This is a genomic window from Rhizobium sp. BK312 (assembly GCF_014193605.1).
Classification (GTDB): domain Bacteria; phylum Pseudomonadota; class Alphaproteobacteria; order Rhizobiales; family Rhizobiaceae; genus Rhizobium.
In genome coordinates this window covers 101,309-118,455 of record NZ_JACHZP010000008.1, presented here as the reverse complement: position 1 = coordinate 118,455, position 17,147 = coordinate 101,309, and the positions used below count along the sequence as shown (strand labels likewise).

General features: G+C 60.1%; 17 protein-coding genes. 12 read left to right on the top strand and 5 right to left on the bottom strand.

The window, feature by feature from the left end; all coding sequences use genetic code 11:
• The first annotated feature begins 12 nt into the window (after positions 1-12).
• Together lysS and FHT85_RS22070 are read left to right on the top strand one after the other, a co-directional pair.
• Positions 13-1,509 carry a lysine--tRNA ligase gene (gene lysS / locus FHT85_RS22075; protein ID WP_112410055.1) on the top strand — a complete coding sequence of 499 codons (1,497 nt, stop codon included), beginning with the start codon at positions 13-15 and terminating at the stop codon, positions 1,507-1,509.
• Between the two features lie 52 nt (positions 1,510-1,561).
• Positions 1,562-1,828 (top strand): hypothetical protein, encoded by a 267-nt coding sequence (locus tag FHT85_RS22070; RefSeq protein WP_015341182.1) that lies wholly within the window; start codon positions 1,562-1,564, stop codon positions 1,826-1,828.
• A 41-nt stretch (positions 1,829-1,869) separates the two neighbouring features.
• Here FHT85_RS22070 and FHT85_RS22065 read toward each other — a convergent pair whose 3' ends face one another.
• Positions 1,870-2,706 carry a hypothetical protein gene (locus tag FHT85_RS22065; RefSeq protein ID WP_112410056.1) on the bottom strand — a complete coding sequence of 279 codons (837 nt, stop codon included), beginning with the start codon at positions 2,704-2,706 and terminating at the stop codon, positions 1,870-1,872.
• A gap of 195 nt (positions 2,707-2,901) precedes the next feature.
• Between FHT85_RS22065 and FHT85_RS22060 the strand changes: the two genes are divergently transcribed.
• The 7 genes from FHT85_RS22060 to FHT85_RS22030 all read left to right on the top strand — a co-directional run bounded on the left by FHT85_RS22060 (position 2,902) and on the right by FHT85_RS22030 (position 9,916).
• Positions 2,902-3,810: a LysR family transcriptional regulator gene (locus FHT85_RS22060; RefSeq protein WP_015341184.1), complete on the top strand. Its 909-nt coding sequence runs from the start codon at positions 2,902-2,904 to the stop codon at positions 3,808-3,810.
• 170 nt (positions 3,811-3,980) lie between these two features.
• The gene (locus tag FHT85_RS22055) at positions 3,981-5,141 is read left to right on the top strand and encodes an ABC transporter substrate-binding protein (protein WP_112400723.1); all 1,161 of its coding nucleotides are present in this window, start codon (positions 3,981-3,983) and stop codon (positions 5,139-5,141) included.
• A 188-nt stretch (positions 5,142-5,329) separates the two neighbouring features.
• Positions 5,330-6,316, top strand: coding sequence for an ABC transporter ATP-binding protein (locus FHT85_RS22050; protein WP_112410057.1), 987 nt, complete (start codon positions 5,330-5,332; stop codon positions 6,314-6,316).
• A complete protein-coding gene (locus FHT85_RS22045; protein WP_112410058.1) occupies positions 6,313-7,287 on the top strand; it encodes an ABC transporter permease in 975 nt (324 codons plus the stop codon). The genes FHT85_RS22050 and FHT85_RS22045 overlap by 4 nt, the downstream gene beginning before the upstream one ends.
• Positions 7,277-8,092, top strand: a complete 816-nt coding sequence (locus tag FHT85_RS22040) for an ABC transporter permease (RefSeq protein ID WP_112410059.1) — start codon at positions 7,277-7,279, stop codon at positions 8,090-8,092. The genes FHT85_RS22045 and FHT85_RS22040 overlap by 11 nt, the downstream gene beginning before the upstream one ends.
• 13 nt (positions 8,093-8,105) lie before the next feature.
• Positions 8,106-9,533, top strand: coding sequence for a gamma-aminobutyraldehyde dehydrogenase (locus FHT85_RS22035; RefSeq protein WP_112410060.1), 1,428 nt, complete (start codon positions 8,106-8,108; stop codon positions 9,531-9,533).
• A gap of 209 nt (positions 9,534-9,742) precedes the next feature.
• On the top strand, positions 9,743-9,916 hold the full coding sequence (locus FHT85_RS22030; protein WP_037196276.1) for a DUF1328 domain-containing protein: 174 nt from the start codon (positions 9,743-9,745) through the stop codon (positions 9,914-9,916).
• A gap of 32 nt (positions 9,917-9,948) precedes the next feature.
• On the opposite strand, the gene FHT85_RS22025 is transcribed toward FHT85_RS22030, so the two are convergent.
• A complete protein-coding gene (locus FHT85_RS22025) occupies positions 9,949-10,623 on the bottom strand; it encodes a DUF1345 domain-containing protein (protein WP_112400725.1) in 675 nt (224 codons plus the stop codon).
• Positions 10,624-10,729: 106 nt separating this feature from the next.
• Positions 10,730-11,461 carry an SDR family oxidoreductase gene (locus FHT85_RS22020; RefSeq protein ID WP_112410131.1) on the bottom strand — a complete coding sequence of 244 codons (732 nt, stop codon included), beginning with the start codon at positions 11,459-11,461 and terminating at the stop codon, positions 10,730-10,732.
• Between the two features lie 367 nt (positions 11,462-11,828).
• Here FHT85_RS22020 and FHT85_RS22015 point away from each other — a divergent pair, with 367 nt between their 5' ends.
• Positions 11,829-12,620, top strand: a complete 792-nt coding sequence (locus FHT85_RS22015; protein WP_112335214.1) for an IclR family transcriptional regulator — start codon at positions 11,829-11,831, stop codon at positions 12,618-12,620.
• Between the two features lie 65 nt (positions 12,621-12,685).
• Positions 12,686-13,522, top strand: a complete 837-nt coding sequence (locus FHT85_RS22010) for an amidohydrolase family protein (RefSeq protein ID WP_112400727.1) — start codon at positions 12,686-12,688, stop codon at positions 13,520-13,522.
• A 125-nt stretch (positions 13,523-13,647) separates the two neighbouring features.
• On the opposite strand, the gene tal is transcribed toward FHT85_RS22010, so the two are convergent.
• Positions 13,648-14,613, bottom strand: coding sequence for a transaldolase (tal, locus tag FHT85_RS22005; RefSeq protein ID WP_112335216.1), 966 nt, complete (start codon positions 14,611-14,613; stop codon positions 13,648-13,650).
• A 499-nt stretch (positions 14,614-15,112) separates the two neighbouring features.
• Between tal and FHT85_RS22000 the strand changes: the two genes are divergently transcribed.
• A complete protein-coding gene (locus FHT85_RS22000; protein WP_112410061.1) occupies positions 15,113-16,102 on the top strand; it encodes a sugar-binding transcriptional regulator in 990 nt (329 codons plus the stop codon).
• Between the two features lie 66 nt (positions 16,103-16,168).
• Here FHT85_RS22000 and FHT85_RS21995 read toward each other — a convergent pair whose 3' ends face one another.
• Positions 16,169-17,041, bottom strand: a complete 873-nt coding sequence (locus tag FHT85_RS21995) for a methylated-DNA--[protein]-cysteine S-methyltransferase (protein WP_112400729.1) — start codon at positions 17,039-17,041, stop codon at positions 16,169-16,171.
• Positions 17,042-17,147 lie beyond the last annotated feature (106 nt).

Below are 17,147 nucleotides of genomic sequence, written 5' to 3'. Positions count from 1 at the left end.
GACTTTAAAACCATGAACGACAAGACCGAAGCCTCCGCCCTCTCCTCCGACGCAACGGAAGTTCGCGCGCAGAAGCTGAAGCTGCTGCGCGAGCAGATCGGCGACGTCTATCCGGCGCATTTCCACCGGACCATGACCAATGCCGAGCTCGCTGCGAAATACGAAGGCCTGGAGCCGGATACCGAAACCGGCGATGTCGTCACCGTTGCTGGCCGCGTCTATTCCTCGCGCAACTCCGGCATGTTCATGGACATCCACGACGCCTCGGCCAAGATCCAGATCTTCAGCCATAAGGACGTGACCTCGGAAGAAGCTCGCGCGTTGCTGCCGATGATCGATATCGGCGACATCATCGGCGTCACCGGCGTCGTGCGCCGCACCAAGCGCGGCGAACTGACGATCAATGCCCAGCAGATCACCATGCTGACAAAGTCGTTGTTGCCGATGCCGGAAAAGTGGCACGGCCTCTCCGATATCGAGCTGCGCTACCGCAAGCGTCATCTCGACATCATGACCAACGAGGAATCGAAGCTCCGCTTCCAGCAGCGCAGCCGCATCGTCTCCGGCATCCGCCGTTTCATGGAAAATGACGGCTTCATGGAAGTCGAGACGCCAATGCTGCATTCGGTCTATGGCGGCGCGACGGCCGAGCCGTTCAAGACGCATCACAACACGCTGAAGCTCGACATGTACTTGCGGATTGCGCCGGAACTGTTCCTGAAGCGCACGCTGGTTTCCGGCCTCACCGACAAAGTCTTCGAGATCAACCGCAACTTCCGTAACGAAGGCGTCTCCACCCGGCACAATCCTGAATTCACGATGATGGAGTGCTATTGGGCCTATGCCGACTACGAGGACATCATGGACCTCGTCGAGCGTCTGTTCTCGACGCTCGCCATGTCGATCCATGGCAGCACCGAATTCGCGTTCGGCGACAAGCAGATCTCCTTCAAGGGCCCGTTCCGCCGCGTGCCGATGCCCGATGCCGTCAAGGAAGCGACCGGCATCGACTTCCTGGCGATCAAGACCGACGAAGAAGCCCGCGCCGCCTCCAAGGCTGCCGGCTTCGCCGTCGAGAAGGATGCGACCTGGGGTGAATGCCTTGCCTTCATCTTCGAAGAGAAGGTCGAGGGCTCACTGATCCAGCCGGCACACGTCACGCATTTCCCGAAGGACATCTCGCCCTTCGCCAAGGAAGTGCCGGGCGAGCCGCGCCTCGTCGAACGTTTCGAGACCTATTGCAACGCCTGGGAACTCGGCAACGCCTTCTCGGAACTCAACGATCCGGAAGAGCAGCGCGCCCGCATGGTCGAGCAGCTCCAGCAGGCGCATGCACGCGGTGAGAAGGAAAAGCAGCTGGACGAGGAATTCCTCGATGCCATCGACCAGGGCATGCCTCCGGCAGGCGGTCTCGGCATTGGTGTGGACCGCCTCATCATGCTGTTGACCAACTCGCCATCGATCCGCGACATCATTCTTTTCCCGGCCCGTCGCAACAAGGCCGATTGAGACCGGTTTGGTCCTTCGAACATCAAAGGTGCGTATTATGACGGATAAAGAGATGCCAGCCGCAGACGATAGCGAGCATCAGCGGCTGGCCGATCTCGCTGAGATCGGCGACATCGATCTCTCGCAATACGCACCGGGAACGTTCGGTTGCCACGAGGCGATGCACACGGTATCGATCATGCTCGACATGACCGACGACCTGCTGCTTCAGCACCCCGCCATCCTGGCGAATCCGGACTTCTATCGTCTTGCAGGTGAGGTTCACGAGGCGCTTTTCGCGCTCTACCAGGCTATCGGCGAAAAACATCTGGCGGAATAAGACTGTTACTTGTCCGCCGGATGGCGCGAAGCCAGTTTTGATCAGTTGGTGACGGGCGAGCGACGGTCGGCTGCACCCGTCATGGTCGGGTCCAATCCCGGTGATGGGCTCTTGTCTTTGGAACCGGCATCAGCCCCGATGAACTCGCCGTTCTCATCATAGCCCGGCCGCACATTGCCGGTCGATTTCGGCTCCGGCAGCGGCGGCTTGGCATCGCGGCTCTCGCCCTGTTTTGCGGCCGTTTTCTCTTCCGCAGCGATCGCTGCCTTCATCTTATCCTTCTTGGCGTCGCCGCCATTGTCCGCTGCCAGCGCATTGCCGCAATCGGACAGATCCTTCAATCCAGCGATCGCCGCATCGATATCCTGCGGCAGCATGGTAATCTGCTCGCCGTAAAACAGGCCAGCATTGCTGGCGCCACCGTCGTAATAGCGCGCCGTCAGCGGTGCTTCGGAGCTGCCATCGACCAGCCGGTCGGGATGGGCCACATAGACGACATCGGCGCCAAGGGCCCGGCCGCGCAGGTCGGAGCGCAACGTCGGTCCGTTCCGGTCGAGAACCACAACCTGTACGAGATCCGGCTTCTGTTCCTGATAGACGGCCTTGGCAACGCGGAGCGCGGTTCTGACCCGCGTCAACCCATCGGTCGGTTCGGTGCGAATATATTTGCGAACCCAGAAGCGGTTGTCCTTGCGGATTGTGATGAGATTGACGTCGGTGCACTGGAGCCCGTCGGGGGAAGCAGATACAAGACCAAGCAGCCTGTCCTTGCCAACATAAAGCGCAAAAACGCCGGAGGACCCCACGAGAAGGGCCACTCCGCCGATCAGTACGACAAGTTTCCGGGGTACCCGGAAAATGTGCAGTAAGGCGCTCACGCCAACTGCTCCCTCATAGACCACTCCAAGGCGACAAAAATGATCAACCCTCACGTTAGGGAACTGGCGTTTCGGAATACTTAAAACCGAGGCGAAACTTGCATCGTGTTCGACATCGTTACCAAAAAAGGTCCAAACTTTCACAGCTATGACGAGCACTTGCCTTTCTCTGCGCGAACATGCTCTAACCGGAGCATGGCCTTCACGCTGAGACAGCTGCAATACTTCGTCGCCGTGGCGGAACAGGGCTCCGTGACGCGGGCCGCGCAGAACCTGTCGATCTCGCAATCCTCTGTGACCGAAGCCCTCAAGGAGCTGGAAAGCGACCTCGGCGTCGAGCTATTCGAGCGCCATCCGCGCGGTCTGTCGATCACCCACAACGGCCACCAATTCCTGCGTCACGCAACGAAGATCCTCGCAACCGTTTCCGACGCGCGCACCAGCTTTTCCGGCAAGCGGAACGAAGCCGGCGGCACGCTGAATATCGGCGTGACGTCGCTTGTCGCCGGCTATGTTCTGTCAGATCTTCTGGCACGCTATCGCCGTGCCTGCCCCGGCGTCGAGGTCAGCGCCATCGAGGATAATGGCGGCTATCTGGAACATCTTCTGGTGGGTGGCGAACTCGACGTCGCCGTCATGGTCATTTCCAACCTGCGCGACCGCATGGCCCTGCAGGCGGAGATCCTCGAAACTTCGCCCTACCGGCTCTGGCTGCCGATGGGCCACCCCCTCGTCTCGGCCGATATCATCAGTGTCGCCGACATTACCCGTGAGCCGCTGATCATGCTGACCATCGACGAAATCGAGGAAAACACCGGCAAGCTTTTGACCGCGCTCGGCGCCCGCCCGCATGTCGCCTTCCGCACCCGCTCTGTCGAAGCGGTGCGCAGCCTGGTTGCGACGGGCGCCGGTGTCGCACTGCTGCCGGACCTCGTCTATCGCCCCTGGTCGCTGGAAGGCGATCGCATCGAAAGCCGCGACGTCTCCGGCTCTTTGCCGGTCGTGCAGGTCGGCATGGTCTGGCGCAAGGGCTCCAGCCTACCGCAAGCGGCCCGCGATTTCGTCGGCGTCGCCGAAAGCATGCGCTCGGGCCGGCAGCGGTAGCAGAGGCCCGCTACCAGCTCATGCGTATACGCTAGGAATCGGAATTTCCGATATCGCCTTTCTGATAAATGAATTTGCGAATGCGGCAAAATCGCGTCACCTTTCCTTCCGGGAACAAGAAGCCAGCCACTGGCTCCACGCCATCAAGGCTCAAAAACCGGGAGAGTCCGATGAAGCATCTGCTGAAATCATGCACGGCCGTGCTCGCATGCCTTAGTTTCGCAACACAGGTCATCGCCGCCGAGCCATTGAAGACGCTCGGCAAGGGCGAAGGTGCGGTCAGCATCGTCGCATGGGCCGGCTATATCGAGCGCGGCGAAAGCGACAAGAATTACGATTGGGTCACCGGCTTCGAGAAGGAGACCGGCTGCAAGGTCAGCGTCAAGACGGCGGCGACATCGGACGAAATGGTCGCCCTGATGAACGAAGGCGGCTTCGACCTCGTGACCGCATCCGGCGATGCCTCGCTGAGACTCGTCGCCGGCAAGCGCGTGCAGCCGATCAACACCGACCTCATCCCGAGCTGGAAGAACCTCGACGAACGCCTGAAGAATGCCCCATGGCATACCGTCAACGGCGTTCACTACGGCGTTCCCTATCTCTGGGGACCGAACGTGCTGATGTACAACACCGCCGCCTTCAAGGACCAGGCGCCGAAGAGCTGGAATGTCGTCTTCGAAGAAACGACGCTGCCGGATGGTAAGTCCAACAAGGGCCGCGTTCAGGCCTATGACGGCCCGATCTACATTGCCGATGCCGCCCTCTACCTCATGGCGCACAAGCCAGAACTCGGCATCAAGGACCCCTACGAGCTCAACGAAGATCAGTACAAGGCCGCACTCGAATTGCTGCGCGGCCAGCGCAAGCTCGTCAGCCGCTACTGGCATGATGCCATGATCCAGACCGACGACTTCAAGAACGAAGGCGTCGTTGCCTCCGGCTCCTGGCCGTTCCAGGTGAACCTGCTGCAGGCCGACAAGCAGAAGATCGCCTCCACCTTCCCGGATGAGGGAACGACCGGCTGGGCCGATACCACCATGCTGCATGCCGACAGCGAGCATCCGAACTGCGCCTATATGTGGATGGAACACTCGCTGCAGGCCAAGGTTCAGGGCGATGCCGCCGCCTGGTTCGGCGCCGTACCTTCCGTTCCGGCCGCCTGCAAGGGCGATGAGCTGCTCACCGACAGCGGTTGCGCCACCAATGGCTATGACCACTTCGACAAGATCAAGTTCTGGAAGACGCCGGTCGCGAAATGCAGCACGCAGAGCGAATGCGTGCCCTATCATCGCTGGGTCTCCGACTATATCGGCGTGATCGGCGGGCGGTGATCTCTATCTTCTCCCCAGCGGGGAGAAGATGCCTGACAAGGCAGATGAGGGGGATGAGGAACGAAGTGACGAATGTCCTGAGCGGCTAGCGAAGGACAGTCTATGCCGCACCGCTCCCTCATCCGACCCTTCAGGCCACCTTCTCCCCAAGGGGAGAAGGAAAAACAACCTCTTCCCTGGAGAAACCAATGAACGCCGTTCGTTTCCAGCAGGTGTCGCGCCATTTCGGCCAGGTCCGCGCTGTGGACCGCGTCGATCTGGAGATCGCGCCCGGCGAATTCTTCGCCATGCTCGGCCCTTCCGGTTCCGGCAAGACCACCTGCCTCAGGCTGATCGCGGGTTTCGAGCAGCCGACGGGCGGCCATATCGAGATCTTCGGCGAAACTGCCGAAGGCGTGCCGCCCTACCGGCGTAACGTCAACACGGTGTTCCAGGATTATGCGCTCTTTCCGCATCTCAATATCCTCGACAACGTCGCCTACGGGTTGATGGTCAAGGGTGTCGGCAAGGCCGAACGGCTGAAGGCCGCCGAACAGGCGCTGGAGCTGGTCAAGCTACCTGGCTATGGCGCCCGCCGTCCCGGCCAGCTCTCCGGCGGCCAGCGACAGCGCGTGGCGCTCGCTCGCGCTCTGGTCAACAAGCCGAAGGTATTGCTGCTTGATGAGCCGCTCGGCGCGCTCGACCTGAAACTGCGCGAGCAGATGCAGGAGGAGTTGAAGAGCCTGCAGCGCGCGCTCGGCATCACCTTCGTCTTCGTCACTCATGATCAGGGCGAGGCCCTATCCATGGCCGATCGCGTCGCCGTTTTCAATGACGGCCGCATCGTGCAGCAGGGCTCGCCGCACGACATCTATCAGCGGCCGAAGACCCGCTTCGTTGCCGATTTCGTCGGCTCCTCCAATGTCATTGCCCCCGACACCATGTCGTCGCTCGGCGGCGAACGGCGTTGGGCGAGCCTGCGCCCCGAAGCCATCCGGTTGACTGAGGAGAGCGGCGTGGCGGCGACCGTGAAAGCGACGAGCTTTCTCGGTGCCGCTACCCGCCTCTCCGTCGAAGCAAACGGCACCCGGCTGCATGTGACAGTACCCGCCGGACAACTAGCCCCGGATACCGGTGCGTCCGTTCGCCTCGCATGGCTGCCTGCCGATATCCATTACATGGATGACGCCGCATGAACGCTGCAGCCTTCCCCACCTCGGCCAAGCAAGCGCCGGCCTCGATCCTGCCGCGGCGCGGCGGCGTCTTCGGCCACCTCTCCGATCTCTTCTGGCGCCGCCCGAAGCTTTTGCTATTCCTGATGCTGACGCCGCCGCTGCTCTGGCTCGGCATCATCTATATCGGCTCGCTGATCGCGCTGCTGCTGCAGAGCTTCTTCTCGATCGACGACTTCTCGGGAATGGTGAATTACGAATTCACGCTCTCGACCTATGCGCAGCTGCTGAATAGCGCGAACTTCGACATCATCGTGCGCACGGTCGTCATGGCAGCTCTCGTCACCCTTGCCTCCGCCTTCGTCGCCTTCCCCATCGCCTATTATGCGGCGCGCTACGCGCAAGGGAAATGGAAGGCACTATTCTATCTCGGCGTCATGCTGCCGCTCTGGTCGAGCTATCTGGTGAAAGTCTATGCCTGGAAGCTCATCCTCGCCAAGGAAGGCATTCTCACCTGGATCTTTGACAACCTGCATCTCGGCTGGCTGCTCGACGGCGTGCTTGCTTTGCCCGTCATCGGCGGCAACTCGCTCTCGGTCAGCTATATCGGCACTTTCCTCGTTTTCGTCTATATCTGGTTGCCCTATATGATCCTGCCGACGCAGGCCGCTCTCGAACGCGTACCGGCCAATCTGCTGGAAGCCTCCTCGGATCTCGGCGCGACGCCGAACCAGACTTTCCGCACGGTTCTATTACCGCTCGCCCTGCCGGGTGTCGTCGCCGGCTCCATCTTCACCTTCTCGCTGACCTTGGGCGATTACATCATCCCACAGATCATCGGCTCCTCCCGCCTCTTCATCGGCCAGGCCGTCTATGCGCAGCAGGGAACCGCCGGCAACGTGCCGCTTGCCGCCGCCTTCTCGGTCGTGCCGATCGTCATCATGGCCATCTATCTCTGGATCGCCAAGAAACAGGGAGCCTTCGATGCGCTCTGATCGCGGCCAACGCGCCTCCTTGCCTCTGAAGATCGCAGCCGCCGGAGGCCTGCTCTTCCTGCATCTGCCGATCCTCCTGATCTTCGTCTATGCCTTCACGACCGAGGAGAAGAGTTATCAGTGGCCGCCGCCGGGCCTCACCCTGCAATGGTTCGGCATCGCCTGGAACAGGCCGGATGTCTGGTCGGCGCTCGCGTTGTCCGTTCAGGTGGCAACCATCGCCACCATTATCGCGCTCCTGCTCGGCACGCTCTGCGCCGCAGCCGTCAGCCAGACGAAATTCTTCGGCCGCGAAGCGATCTCGCTGCTGGTCATCTTGCCGATCGCGCTGCCCGGCATCATCACCGGCATCGCGCTGCGCTCCGCCTTCAGCCTGTTCGATATCCCCTTCTCGGTCTGGACCATCGTTCTCGGCCATGCCACCTTCTGCGTCGTCGTTGTTTATAACAACGCTGCCGCCCGTTTCCGCCGCACCTCCGGTTCGCTGATCGAGGCGTCGATGGATCTGGGCGCAGATGGCTTCCAGACCTTCCGTCATGTCGTCCTGCCGAACATCGGCACGGCGCTGCTTGCCGGCGGCATGCTCGCCTTCGCGCTGTCCTTCGATGAAGTCATCGTCACCACCTTCACGGGCGGCCAGCAGATGACGCTGCCGATCTGGATGCTGGAGGAACTCATTCGTCCGCGCCAGCGACCAGTGACCAACGTCGTCGCCATGGTCGTCGTGCTTGTCACCTTCCTGCCGATCCTGGCAGCCTACTATCTTACCCGCGACGGCGATCAGATCGCCGGCGGCGGCAAATGAAAGGGAGAGAATAATGGATACCCAAATGCTGATCGGCTCCCGCTTCGAAGCCGGCACGGAAACGGAAGAACGCGTTCTCAACCCGAAGACGGGCGAGACCGTTCTCAACTTGCCCGAGGCGTCACTCGGCCAGATCGATGCCGCCGTCGACGCTGCCGAAAAAGCCTTCACGAGCTGGTCGCAGACGACGCCGAGCCAGCGTTCGGCCTATCTCCTCAAGATCGCCGATGCCATCGAGAAGGACGCCGAAGGTTTCGCCGCGTTGGAAGCGTTGAACTGCGGCAAGCCGATCAATGCCGTGCTCAACGATGAAATCCCGGCGATTGTCGACTGCTACCGTTTCTTTGCCGGCGCGGTTCGCAACCTACACGGCCCGGTCGCCGGCGAATATCTGCCCGGCCACACCTCGATGATCCGCCGCGACCCGATCGGCATCGTCGGCTCGATTGCACCGTGGAACTATCCGCTGATGATGATGGCCTGGAAGCTGGCGCCAGCCATTGCCGGCGGCAACACCGTCGTTTTCAAGCCTTCGGAGCAGACGCCGCTGACGGCGCTGAAGATGGCAAAGCTGCTCGCGGATGTGCTGCCGGAGGGCGTCATCAACGTCATCCTCGGCCGCGGCGAGAGCGTCGGCAACGCGTTGATCAACCATCCGAAGATCGGCATGGTGTCCATCACCGGCGATGTCGCGACCGGCAAGAAGGTCTTGCAGGCGGCCGCCAAGACGGTCAAGCGCACGCATCTCGAACTCGGCGGCAAGGCCCCCGTCATCATCTTCGATGACGCCGATATCGACGCCGTCGTCGCCGGTATCCGCACCTTCGGCTACTACAATGCCGGCCAGGACTGCACCGCCGCCTGCCGTATCTATGCCGACGCCAAGGTCTACGACAACTTCGTCGCCGACCTGACGTCTGCCGTTTCCAGCATCAAGTTCAACCTCGCTGACGATACCGAGAACGAAATCGGCCCGCTGATCTCCAAGCGTCAGCGCGACCGCGTCGAAAGCTTCGTCACCCGCGCCGCCGAACACAAGCATATGGAGATCACAACAGGCGGCAAGATCTCCGGCGAACGCGGCTTCTTCTATGCGCCGACGGTCGTTGCCGGCGCGACGCAGGATGACGAGATCGTCCGGCGCGAAGTTTTCGGCCCTGTCGTCTCCGTCACCCGCTTCACCAATCCCAACGACGCCGTCGCCTGGGCCAACGACAGTGACTACGGGCTTGCCTCCTCGGTCTGGACGAAGGACATCAGCCGAGGCATGCAGACGGCTGCCCGCCTGCAATATGGCTGCACCTGGATCAACACCCACTTCATGCTGGTCAACGAGATGCCGCATGGCGGCTTGAAGCAATCCGGCTACGGCAAGGATATGTCGGTCTACGCTATCGAAGACTATACAGCCGTGCGGCATGTGATGATCAATCATGGGTGAGGCGCGGTTCGGCGTAGCCGAAGTAATCGATCCAGTGGATCGATTACAGCGCCGAACGCCCTGAGCCATGCGAAGGGCCGGCAAGCCCCAATATGAACGAGGCCCGATCCAGCCTTAACCAGCAGAATCGGGCGTTAATCGAAACGCCCTCGGAACAAATCACCCTCCTCCCGCGTCTTTATGAAGTACAACGCAGAGGAGACAGCTAAATGCTGAAATGGGCTCTCATTTTCTTTGTGATTTCGCTGATCAGCGGCTTTTTCGGCTTTTCCGGCGTGTCCGCCGCAACCGCAACCATTGCGCGCGTTCTCTTCGCCATCTTCCTGATCATCTTCCTGGTGTTCCTGGTTCTTGCCGTCATGGCCGGCAATGCGGTCGTCTAGCAATATAAGCCGCGACTATCGAAGGGGCGGGCCTAGATCAGGCTCGCCCCGACATTTATGGCGAGCGCCAGGATCGTCGTGTTGAACAGGAACGACAGGATTGCATGGAGGAGCGCCAGCTTACGCATCGAGACGGTGGAAATACCGATATCGGCGGTCTGCGCCGCAACGCCGATCGTGAAAGAGAAGTAGAGGAAATCCCAATAGATCGGTTCCTCCAAAGGCTCGGCGAATTTCAGCCCCTGCCCCTTGCCCGGAATGCTGTAAAACCGGTGCGCATAGTGGATGGTGAACAGCGTGTGCAGGAAAGTCCATGATATCAGGATCGTCACGATCGCCATCATCACGCGGTAGAAGGCGATTTCGGGCGAGGCGTCCTTGACGCCAAGCAGATCAAGCGCGATGCCGCCGATGCTTGCGAGCGCTGCCGCAATCGACAGGAACAGCAGGAAACCATCCGAGAAATCGAGATCAGCCGAGCGCTTGCGGATGCGCTGCGGGTCGGCCGTCAGCATGCGGTAAAGGCTATAGACGATGAAGACGACGGCGGTCGTATCCCAGGCGATCAGCAGATTGCTGGCATTAAAGTCTCTGGAGGTCAGGAGCAGGAAAACGGCAAGACCAGCAAGCACCGAGATCACGATCACATGGTGCTTGCGCCACAGAACGAGGCCTCTTGAACGATGCAACAATCCGTTCGCATCCATGCCGCTCTCCCGATCGCAAACCGTCTGTTACAAACCGATTCGCAAACGAGAGTGGCAAATAAAAGGAAGCCCCGCAACACGAAGCCTCCGATAGCGAAAAACGGCTTCAGCCCGTCCAGCCGCCGTCGATGACGTGGATCTGGCCTGTGGTGAAACCCGCCTCGTCGCCGGCAAGGTAAGTCACCAGCGCGGCGATCTCCTCGGCGGTCGCGATTCGGCCCATCGGCTGGCGGGCGATGAAATCCTTGAGCGCCTTGTCATAGTCACCGGTTGCCTTCAGCCGCTCATGCAGCGAAGGGCTATCGACCGTGCCAGGGCAAATCGCATTGGCACGGATGCCCTTGGCAACAAAATCGGCAGCGATCGACTTGGTAAGACCGATTACGGCAGCCTTCGAAGCGCAATAGGCGAAACGGTTGGGCACGCCCTTCACGCTGGAAGCGACCGAGGCCATATTGACGATCGAACCCTTGCCCTTTTCCAGCATGCCCGGCAGGAAGGCGCGGCAGGTCGTGTACATTGCCTTGGCATTGAGGTTGAAGGAGAAATCCCAATCCTTTTCCTCGCAGTCCAGGATCGTGCCGGCATGCACGAAACCGGCGCAGTTGAAGAGCACGTCGATCGGGCCAAGCTCTTCCGCGTAGGCCTTGACGGCAGCGCTATCGAGCACGTTCAACACATGCTTGGTCGCACCGTCCAGCGTAGAGAGTGTCTGCTCGTTGATATCGGTGGCGTAGACATGCGCACCAAGCGAGATGAAGCGCTCCGCCGACGCCCGGCCGATGCCCTGTCCCGCCGCCGTGATGACGACCTTCCTGCCTTCCAATCCATGACCCATAATCCTGATCCTTTCCTCCGGGACCATGATCCTATCCAGTTCCACCAGCTGCATCGCCGGCACCAGGGATAAGATCATGCAATAACAATCAGTTAGCGTAGCCTTGCGCTACCTTCTGAGGACCGCACGAAGCGGCCGCTCAGCCTGTCAACGAGGACTGTATGTTGTTCGCCACTTGGCAGTCCATCGCTAATCACTCCCCTCCAGGCTGGGACCAATCGTCCGATTGCCCTCTGGACCCTTTACAGGCCGATAATTTATAAGCAAACATCTTATTCACTGATCGTCAAGTCGCGTTCACTCACTTGTAAAATTCCATCATTCATATATGAATGATTGATATATTTTATCGCATGAGGGCTTGTTCATGAGCATAGAAGACGACAGTGATCGTTATCGCGCACCGGCCTTGGACAAGGGGCTCGACATTCTCGAATTGCTGGCGAGGATCGATGGCGGGCTGACGCAGGCGGAAATCGCCAAGGCGCTCAACAAGAGTCCCAACGAATTCTATCGCATGCTCGATCGTCTCGTGCGGCGCGGCTATGTGCAGCGGCAGGACGGCGATCGCTTCTATCTGACCCTGAAGCTTTTCGGCCTCGCGCATTACCATGCGCCGGTGCGCCGCCTCGTCTCCTTCGCCACGCCCCTGATGCGCGAATTTTCCAATCGAGCCGAGCAGGCCTGTCATCTGGCGATATACGATCGCGGCTCCGTCGTCGTCATTGCCCAGCAGGATTCGCCGACCTATTGGGGCATCTCGATCCGTGTCGGTGCCCAGCTCAATCTCTATAATACCGGCTCAGGTCACATTCTCCTGGCATTCAAGGATGAAAAGCAGCGCCAGATGATGATCAACGAGCAAAGGCGCCAGGAACCGGACCCTGAGGAGCCACCTGCGGATCTCGAAGAGAAGCTCTCGGCAATCCGCGAGAACGGCTTCGAAACCATGGACAGCCTGCAGACGAGTGGCGTTCACAATATTTCCGCGCCCGTTCTGGCGATGGACGGTAATGCGCTGGCCGCGTTGACCTGCCCCTATATCCAGGCCGTGAACCCGAAGGCGCCGACGCGTCAGCAAGTAGTCGAATATGTGCGGCAAACAGCCAAGGCGATCTCCGAAATCGTCGCGGGGACTGTGGACCAGGCCGAGCTATAATTTTTATTTGAATGAATAATTCTTCTGTGAGTATGTAGAGAGCTAGCAGCTCGGGGAGGAACGCCATGCTTTTCGACAGCCATCTTCACATCGTTGACCGCAAGCGGCTGGGCTATCCTTGGCTGGCGGATGCCGGCGCACTCAATCGTGACAGTCTTTATGAAGATTATGCGCGAGAGGCCAAACGCCTTGGGATCACCGACACGCTGCACATGGAAGTCGATGTCGCCGAAGAGGATATCGAGCGCGAGACCGAATATGTCAAAGGCCTGAGCCGCGAGCCCGACAGCCTGCTGCGCGGCGCCATCGCCGCCTGCCGTCCCGAAAGCCCCAACTTTCCCGCATATCTCGAGCGAGCGCTCGCCGACCCCTTCGTCAAAGGCTTCCGCCGCGTGCTGCATGTCGTGCCGGATGACGTCTCAGAGGGTGTCCTCTTCCGCGAAAACCTGAAGCGGCTAAGCGATACCCGCCTTACCTTCGATCTCTGCGTCCTGCCGCATCAGATATCCAAGGCGATCGCGCTCATCGACCTCAATCCAAATATTCGCTTCATCCTCGACCATTGTGGCGTGCCTGCGGTGAAGGATGGGCTGAGCGAAAGCTGGTCGTTGGGCATCAGCGAGGTGGCGAAACGGCCGAATGCCATCGTGAAGATTTCCGGCGTTGTCGCCTATGCCGATCCGGACAACTGGTCGCCGGAAACGTTACGGCCATTCGTCGAACATTGCATCGCAAGCTTCGGCTGGGACCGCGTCATCTGGGGCAGCGATTGGCCCGTCTGCACGCTTGGCGGCAATCTCTCCACCTGGGTCGCCGCCACTCATGCCCTGATGCATGGTGTCAGTGCCGACGAACGCAATCGGCTCTATCGCCTCAATGCAAAGCGCCTCTGGTCTCTCTAAGGCTGCGCCCATGCCGTCTAACTGCGGCGACCTCAAAGCCCTGTCTACAAACAAAAAGGGCGCCGCATCCCTGCGACACCCTGTCGAATCATAGCTCCCCCCGACGGAGAGACGCCCGATCACCGTCAAGCGGCTGCGAGCTGCAGTTCCTTGCTGACCATGGCGCGCAGCGTGCCGAGATCCTTGGCGAAGGCGCGGATGCCTTCGGAGAGCTTCTCAGTAGCCATCGCATCTTCGTTCATCATCCAGCGGAAGGTCTTTTCGTCGACCGCGATCTTCTCGACCGAGCCCTTAGGCTCCGGCGAGAGCTTGCGCTCCAGCTTGCCTTCATCCTTGGAAAGTTCGTCAAGCAGGTTCGGGCTGATCGTCAGGCGATCGCAGCCGGCCAGCGCTTCGATTTCGCCGGTATTGCGGAAGGAAGCGCCCATGACGATCGTCTTGATGTCGTTGGCCTTGTAATAGTGGTAGATGTCACGCACCGAGACGACGCCCGGATCTTCCTCTGCCGTGTAGTCCTTGCCGGTCGACTTCTTGTACCAGTCGAGGATGCGGCCGACGAAGGGCGAAATGAGGAATGCCTTGGCGTCGGCGCAGGCAATCGCCTGGGCCTTGCTGAAGAGCAGCGTCAGATTGCAGTCGATGCCTTCCTTTTGCAGCACTTCGGCGGCGCGGATGCCTTCCCAGGTGGAAGCGAGCTTGATCAGGATGCGGTCACGCTCGATGCCGCGCTCTTTGTAGGCGGCGATGATGGCGCGGGCCTTGGCAAGCGAAGCTTCCGTGTTGAAGGAGAGGTCGGCATCGACTTCGGTCGAGACACGACCGGGAACGAGGCCGGAAAGCGCTGCACCGACGGAAATTGCCAGGCGGTCGGCAACGGCGGCAACCACGGCCTCGGAGGCACCGCCCTGTTTCTTGCCCCAGGCAACGGCTTCCTTGATCGCGTCGGCGAACATCGGCGTGCCCAGTGCCTTCAACACGATCGTCGGGTTGGTGGTGCAATCCACCGGCTTCAGGCGGGCAACTGCCTCGATATCGCCGGTGTCGGCCACGACCGTGGTCATGGCGCGGAGTTGGTCAAGCTTGGAAGTCATAACAGGTATCCTTGTTGAATGAAGCCCATCGGGATGGGAGATGTTGGCAGCAGATCCGGTCTTTTCGCCGGACGGGACCGAAGGCGTCAGGGTGTAGCCTTCCTTCTCCTATGTGTCGGTAACGGGATAAAACGCGCTGGAGTTCCATTTCCGGTGAACGGCCGAGCAGTGAAGAAACAACCTTCCGAAAGCAGGCTTTTCACCGGCACCGGGCGCCCTATATGGCTCCCTGTCCGGTCTGGCACTTGCTTGCAGCAGCACTCGCACATTGTCCTCCTCGGTTGGACAAGACCGAATTCCTCATCACCGACTATCAGCAATCTCGCATCGAAAAGTCAAGGACATTTGTGCAATTCGATTGACATAAGTTTCATGTCATAGAATATCGGCAGCAGAAGAGCCGATCTCGCCTGCTCCAGTCATCCGCCATCATTCCTTTTCGCATCTCAGGCGGATCATGACGTTAAACGGCGCATGCGACAATCTCGCCGGAGGACCTGTGGCCAAACTGAGACGCGGAACCCACACCGCCTATTCGGAGACCTCCTCCCTGAGGCTTCGCGCCGCCTGGCTTTATTACAACCAGGGCCTGACGCAAAAAGATGTCGCCGAACAGCTGGGTATCAGCCGCACCACCGTCATCCGCCTGCTGGATGAGGCCATGCGCCGGGCCGAGGTGCAGATCTGGATCACTGAAGGCATCGATGACTGCGTTGAACTGGCGATCAAGCTCGAGCGCACCTTTGGCCTCGATGAAGCGATCGTCGTTCCCGAGCCGGCCAATGGAGATGTGAACGCACAGGCAAAGAGCGTCGGCCTGGCGCTCGGCCAGTTCCTGACCGAAGCCATCCCCGACAACTATACGATCGGCGTCGGCTGGGGCCGGACGATGACCGCGTCGCTTGCAAGCTTCCGCCCGACCCGCCGTGACAATTGCAAGGTGGTTTCCCTGCTCGGCGGCATCGTCGCCGTCCATCAGACCAATCCGATCGATTACACTTGGCGTCTGGCAAGCCAGCTCGGCGCGGAGTGCTACATGTTCCTGGCGCCGCTTCTCGTCGACTCCGTCGAGACCAAGCGCAATCTCATCGAGAAATGCGGGCTGGAAGCCATCTACCGCCTCGCGGAGAATCTCGATCTCGCTATCGTCAGCTGCGGCGACATCGGACCGCACTCGACATCGCTGTCGGAAGGTTTCATTTCGAAACGCGAGCTGGAAGAGCTGATCGAAATGGGCTGCGTCTGCGACACCATGTTCAACTTCCTCGACGCCGAGGGCAATTCCGTCGATCACCCGATCAACAAGCGCGTCATGTCCGTCGATCTCGATACGCTGAAAAAGGCCAAGCACATCGTGATCTCCTCCGGCGGCGCCCACCGCGCCCGGGCGATCAGCGCCACCATCAAGCGCATCGGCTGCAATACTTTGATTACGGATGAAAGTGCTGCGAAGGTGCTGCTGCAGATGGCTATGGCGAAGGCGGCTTGAGAAGCTTGATACAAGTTTACGGAGAGTGCGCACCCTCCTCCGCAAACTTCAGAGCCTCAGCCTCCCTCAAGCATCCCCGGCTTCCCATCCCAGCATCGCCCGCTTGCGCGTCAGCCCCCAGTGATACCCCGTAAGCTGCCCGTTCTTCCCGAGCGCACGATGGCAGGGCACGACAAAAGAGATCGGATTGCGGCCGACAGCCGCACCCACGGCCCGCATGGCGGTCGGCTGACCGATATCCCTTGCGATGTCGGAATAGGTCACCGCGCGGCCCATCGGGATCTTCAAAAGGCTCTCCCAGACGCGGAGTTGGAAATCCGAACCGATCAGCACGACCCGCAGCGGCTGATCACTCGACCAGTTCCCTCGCTCGAAGATGCGGGCCGCATAAGGTGCCGTCGCATGCGGATCTTCGATGAACTCTGCATTCGGCCAGCGGCAGGTCATGTCGGCGAGGCACGCCTTCTCATTGCCGGAATCGCTGAAAGCGAGACCCGCAAGGCCGCGATCGGTGACCATGATCAAGGCAAGGCCAAAGGGCGAGATGTGAAACGCATAGCGCATCACCAGACCGCTGCCCCTCGCCTTCCATTCGCCCGGAGACATCGCCTCATGCGTGACGAAGAGATCGTGCAGTCGGCTTGGTCCGGAAAGGCCGACCTCGAAAGAGGTCTCCAGCAGCGGCAGATCCTCCTTGCGCAGGAGCCGCTTGGCATGGTCGAGCGTGACGGCCTGAAGGAAAGCCTTGGGTGACAGCCCGGCCCAGCGTGTAAACGTCTTCTGCAGCTGGGTCGGCGACTGGCCGAGCCTTTCGGCCAGCATCTCCAGCGACGGTTGGTCGCGATATTCCTCAGTGATGAGCTCGATGACCTCCCGCACGGTGTCGTAATCCTGACCTTCCGGGGTGATGTCTTTCTTCAGCTGTGCAATCGCATTCATGATCTTTCTCCTTGAAAAGGAGAAAACCACGGCAAGACGGCTAAAACCACCCGTTTCTTGCGCCAGTGGTCTCTCTGCAAAAATGTGATATCGCCGGTCTGTAAAG

What these genes read in the sequence shown, in the direction of transcription:
- FHT85_RS22015 (WP_112335214.1), top strand. Translation starts at nt 11,829, where the DNA reads ATGAGCATAGAAGACGACAGTGATCGTTATCGCGCACCGGCCTTGGAC.
- FHT85_RS22030 (WP_037196276.1), top strand. Translation starts at nt 9,743, where the DNA reads ATGCTGAAATGGGCTCTCATTTTCTTTGTGATTTCGCTGATCAGCGGC.
- lysS (WP_112410055.1), top strand. Translation starts at nt 13, where the DNA reads ATGAACGACAAGACCGAAGCCTCCGCCCTCTCCTCCGACGCAACGGAA.
- FHT85_RS22040 (WP_112410059.1), top strand. Translation starts at nt 7,277, where the DNA reads ATGCGCTCTGATCGCGGCCAACGCGCCTCCTTGCCTCTGAAGATCGCA.
- FHT85_RS21995 (WP_112400729.1), bottom strand. Translation starts at nt 17,041, where the DNA reads ATGAATGCGATTGCACAGCTGAAGAAAGACATCACCCCGGAAGGTCAG.
- FHT85_RS22020 (WP_112410131.1), bottom strand. Translation starts at nt 11,461, where the DNA reads ATGGGTCATGGATTGGAAGGCAGGAAGGTCGTCATCACGGCGGCGGGA.
- FHT85_RS22055 (WP_112400723.1), top strand. Translation starts at nt 3,981, where the DNA reads ATGAAGCATCTGCTGAAATCATGCACGGCCGTGCTCGCATGCCTTAGT.
- FHT85_RS22045 (WP_112410058.1), top strand. Translation starts at nt 6,313, where the DNA reads ATGAACGCTGCAGCCTTCCCCACCTCGGCCAAGCAAGCGCCGGCCTCG.
- FHT85_RS22025 (WP_112400725.1), bottom strand. Translation starts at nt 10,623, where the DNA reads ATGGATGCGAACGGATTGTTGCATCGTTCAAGAGGCCTCGTTCTGTGG.
- FHT85_RS22010 (WP_112400727.1), top strand. Translation starts at nt 12,686, where the DNA reads ATGCTTTTCGACAGCCATCTTCACATCGTTGACCGCAAGCGGCTGGGC.
- FHT85_RS22060 (WP_015341184.1), top strand. Translation starts at nt 2,902, where the DNA reads ATGGCCTTCACGCTGAGACAGCTGCAATACTTCGTCGCCGTGGCGGAA.
- FHT85_RS22050 (WP_112410057.1), top strand. Translation starts at nt 5,330, where the DNA reads ATGAACGCCGTTCGTTTCCAGCAGGTGTCGCGCCATTTCGGCCAGGTC.
- FHT85_RS22070 (WP_015341182.1), top strand. Translation starts at nt 1,562, where the DNA reads ATGCCAGCCGCAGACGATAGCGAGCATCAGCGGCTGGCCGATCTCGCT.
- tal (WP_112335216.1), bottom strand. Translation starts at nt 14,613, where the DNA reads ATGACTTCCAAGCTTGACCAACTCCGCGCCATGACCACGGTCGTGGCC.
- FHT85_RS22035 (WP_112410060.1), top strand. Translation starts at nt 8,106, where the DNA reads ATGGATACCCAAATGCTGATCGGCTCCCGCTTCGAAGCCGGCACGGAA.